Genomic DNA, 3,384 nt, shown 5'->3' on the forward strand with positions numbered 1-3,384 from the left:
ATCTGCAGGCCATCTGGATGGCCGCCACGCGAGCCGACGCGTATGCGGCGTTTGATCGTTTCGTGACGGTCTACGCGGCGAAATATCCGAAGGCCACGGAAACGTTAAAGAAGGATCGGGAGAGCCTGCTGGCTTTCTACGACTTCCCGGCCGAACACTGGCAGCACCTGCGCACAACAAACGCGATCGAGTCGACGTTCGCGACGGTGCGCCACCGTACTACGCGTACGCGCAACTGCGTGTCGCGACCGACCTTCCTCGGTCTGGCATTCAAGCTAATCGAGGAAGCGGAAAAAACTGGCGCCGGATCAACGGCCCCGAACAGATCCAGCTGTTGCTGGAGGGCATTGCCTTCCAGGACGGCGAGCCGGTGCAAGACGATCAACCGGGTCAGCAGAAACTCGCCGCTTGACGTCGCCCGCTATCAACGGCCCGTACACCAGACTTGACCTTATCTCGGAACGGCACTTCGGCGCCGACATGTTCGTCACGCGTAAAGGCGCGCTGTCGGCGCGAGTGGGCGAGTTCGGCATCATTCCCGGTTCGATGGGCGCGAAGAGCTTCATCGTTCGCGGCGTCGGCAATGAAGAGAGCTTCTGCTCATGCAGTCACGGCGCCGGGCGCGCGATGAGCCGGAAAGAGGCCAAACGGCGCTTCACGGTCCAGGATCAGATCAGCGCAACGGCGCATGTCGAATGTCGCAAGGATGCAGGGGTCATTGATGAAATTCCGATGGCCTATAAGGACATCGACGCGGTGATGGCCGCGCAGCGGAGCCTGGTCGAGGTGGTACATACGCTGCGGCAAGTGGTTTGTGTGAAAGGTTAGGCCCTGATTGCCTTGCGACCACCGCGCAGGCGGCGATTCCGGATGTCGGTCGTGGGTCACCCATTGAGATGCTGGAGCTGCACCACCAGCAAACGGAACTAGGGTGCGCACGCGTTGAGACCGACGGAATGAAGCGTCGCGCTGCGGCCTCCCCTGCAGCTGACAGCGTGAAGACGAAGGATGCGGAGCGGTATAGGCATATTCGAAACGCCGACCACAACGGTTACATGCTCGCAGGCCCGCAGCAGATTGGACTCTTCCATGTTGTGGTGAAGGTTGCGCACGGCGAAGCGGATTTAGATGCGGCTATCGACGCTGCTATCGCTGCATCCGCAGAAAACGTTGGCTAATCAAACTCGCCGAGCGCTACCGCGAGATTCCACAAAGCAAGCAAGCACAAAATCCCGATTATCGTGGCAATGAGAGCAACAAAGAAAACGATCAAACCGTGGGCGCTTCATCTGCGTGCTCGGAACTGTTGCCCGCGATCCGTCTCTGCGGTGGAGTAGACAGGATGGAATCAATGAATGTGTGCGCTCGCCCCTCCCCGTACCTGAATGCCTCTTGCTCAGTAAGAAAGTCGAACTGTTCTGGAAAACTTGCAAGCAATTCATCTGGATTACCGGGCGAAGAGACCATCCACGACACGCGATAGCGCCGACATATGCAACCGAACGCATGCCACTTTGCTGGCGTGACGTGGACTTCAATTTTGCAACCGCGATACGGCGTATAGGACTTGGTGGACATGGCTTTCCTCGCTACAGAACACGGCGCGAAGCGACGAGTTGCGCGCATCGGCTGCTTCCACGGTCATCAGATGGTGCCTGGATCACGGCAGCATCCAACATGCCGAGCGGCGCCGAGCTAATTCAGCCTCAATCGAGACCTTTCTTGGAATCCGTAGGAGGAATTGCATGAGCGAGAACAGCAAAATCGAATGGACGGACCGGAGGATACGCGTGCGAGACGCCATCGCCAAGGGCGCCGGTCCGATACCTGCGCACATCGCGTGCTCGATCACCTGTCCGGAGGACTACATGGTGGGTCTTCGGTCGCTTTGGGACAACCTCTATGCCACACGCGACTTTGGTTGGAATGCAAATCCGTGGGTATGGGTGGTCGAGTTCAGGAGGGCGTTTTGAACCTACGCGTCGCTGAATTTTTCTTCGTCGATGATCACTCTGGCATAAGCGCCTGCGGCGACACGCGCCAGGTCTTCAGACGGGAAGCTGCCGGGTACGTCCTTGTGCGAGACAAGGGCTTCGACGACACCATCCGACCGTTGCTTACGGATGTCGATAGTGCCACGCCACTCGCCTGCGGGGCTGTAGTTTGCCGAGACGCGATAAAAGGAGGCCCTATATCGCGTGAATCCATTCAGATCCATTGCTCACTCCCAATCGTTACGGGAATCCTAGCATGCAATACCTGACCGACACCGATCTCGCCGGCGAGCGCGGCTGCATTCTGAGTGACTGCGGCACCTATCGCTACCTGCTGACGCGCCCGGCAGAACCGATGCGCCCGATGAAGTCGATGGCGCTGTTCGTGATGCTGAATCCGAGCAAGGCGGACGTGACGCTGGACGATCCGACGATTCGTCGCTGTCGAGGTTTCGCGAAGCTATGGGACTGCAATGGCCTCGCCATAGCGAACCTGTACGCGCTTCGCTCGACCGATCCGGCCGCACTCTGGTCGCATCCTGACCCAATCGGCCCGGACAACGACGACTATCTATGGAATTTCGCGCGCGAGTGCGGCGACGTCGTATGCGCGTGGGGATCGAATGCAAAGCCGGAACGCGCCGCACGCGTCGCCAGCATTCTGACTGACGCCGGCGCTCGACTGTGGTGCCTCGGCACGACCAAGTACGGCTCGCCACGTCACCCGCTTTACGTGTCCTCAGATCAGCCACTAATCGAATGGTGCGCCGCTATCGCGGCATCCACAAAGAGGGACCCTCAAAGTTGATTGTTTTCGATCACCTGCGTACAGCTCTAGCCGGGAAAACCGGTGTTGATAGCATCTCGCGCCCTCTGTTCGCCATCTCGCATTGCAGATTGGAGATCAACGAAGGTATCACCCTCGTTGATTTGATACGTGAGGCAGCTTTCATAAACCTGCGATCCGTCCAGCCTGGTGATGGTCGCTCGCGCCACGTAGCCTTCGATCTCAGTGGGCGAGCGAGGTCGATACTCTGGTCGAGCGTTGACGACAACTCGATACGGCGGTGCATCAATCTCCCGGTGCAACGGCGACGGCAATGTCCCGGGCGTAGTTGAAGGTTGAAGGCGGCGGTTCCCCGTTGGAAATCCGAGAGAATCGGGTTTCGACGACCAACTTCCCGGACAGGGGACCAAGGAGAACCGCCAAATGAAGCGTACCAAGAAGAAGCCCCAAAGCGCCAGCGCGCCGTTGCACGTGGTGCCCAAGCAGGACCCGGACGGGCTGCGCGCCTGTTTTGCCGAGAACAGTCAGCTCCTGTTGCCCATGCTCGATCTGATTCAGAACACCCGCGCCAGCATCGACGAGTTAATGCACGAAGCCGGCCGT

The 3,384-nt window shown here is 59.0% G+C and carries 5 protein-coding genes and 3 pseudogenes; 6 read left to right on the plus strand and 2 right to left on the minus strand.

From position 1 onward, the window contains the following. The 3 genes and pseudogenes from GCT13_RS47195 to GCT13_RS47205 form a co-directional block, all read left to right on the plus strand. A pseudogene (locus GCT13_RS47195) lies at positions 1-412 on the plus strand (transposase); the annotation flags it as partial. Positions 413-459: 47 nt separating this feature from the next. Next, a pseudogene (locus tag GCT13_RS47200) lies at positions 460-828 on the plus strand (RtcB family protein); the annotation flags it as partial. 167 nt (positions 829-995) lie between these two features. Then, positions 996-1,178, plus strand: coding sequence for a hypothetical protein (locus tag GCT13_RS47205; protein WP_152768384.1), 183 nt, complete (start codon positions 996-998; stop codon positions 1,176-1,178). 91 nt (positions 1,179-1,269) lie between these two features. Here the strand turns inward: GCT13_RS47205 and GCT13_RS47210 are convergent, their stop codons facing one another. Then, positions 1,270-1,578 carry a hypothetical protein gene (locus tag GCT13_RS47210; protein ID WP_152768385.1) on the minus strand — a complete coding sequence of 103 codons (309 nt, stop codon included), beginning with the start codon at positions 1,576-1,578 and terminating at the stop codon, positions 1,270-1,272. 167 nt (positions 1,579-1,745) lie between these two features. Between GCT13_RS47210 and GCT13_RS47215 the strand changes: the two genes are divergently transcribed. Further along, positions 1,746-1,973, plus strand: coding sequence for a hypothetical protein (locus GCT13_RS47215; RefSeq protein WP_152768386.1), 228 nt, complete (start codon positions 1,746-1,748; stop codon positions 1,971-1,973). Between the two features lie 2 nt (positions 1,974-1,975). Here GCT13_RS47215 and GCT13_RS47220 read toward each other — a convergent pair whose 3' ends face one another. After that, complete coding sequence (locus GCT13_RS47220; RefSeq protein ID WP_152768387.1) at positions 1,976-2,218, minus strand: hypothetical protein; 243 nt, start codon at positions 2,216-2,218, stop codon at positions 1,976-1,978. Positions 2,219-2,250: 32 nt separating this feature from the next. Between GCT13_RS47220 and GCT13_RS47225 the strand changes: the two genes are divergently transcribed. Together GCT13_RS47225 and GCT13_RS47235 are read left to right on the plus strand one after the other, a co-directional pair. Further along, complete coding sequence (locus GCT13_RS47225) at positions 2,251-2,802, plus strand: DUF1643 domain-containing protein (RefSeq protein ID WP_152768388.1); 552 nt, start codon at positions 2,251-2,253, stop codon at positions 2,800-2,802. A 402-nt stretch (positions 2,803-3,204) separates the two neighbouring features. Further along, positions 3,205-3,384, plus strand: a pseudogene (locus tag GCT13_RS47235) (IS256 family transposase); the annotation flags it as partial.

Source organism: Paraburkholderia franconis (assembly GCF_009362735.1).
Classification (GTDB): Bacteria; Pseudomonadota; Gammaproteobacteria; order Burkholderiales; family Burkholderiaceae; genus Paraburkholderia; species Paraburkholderia franconis.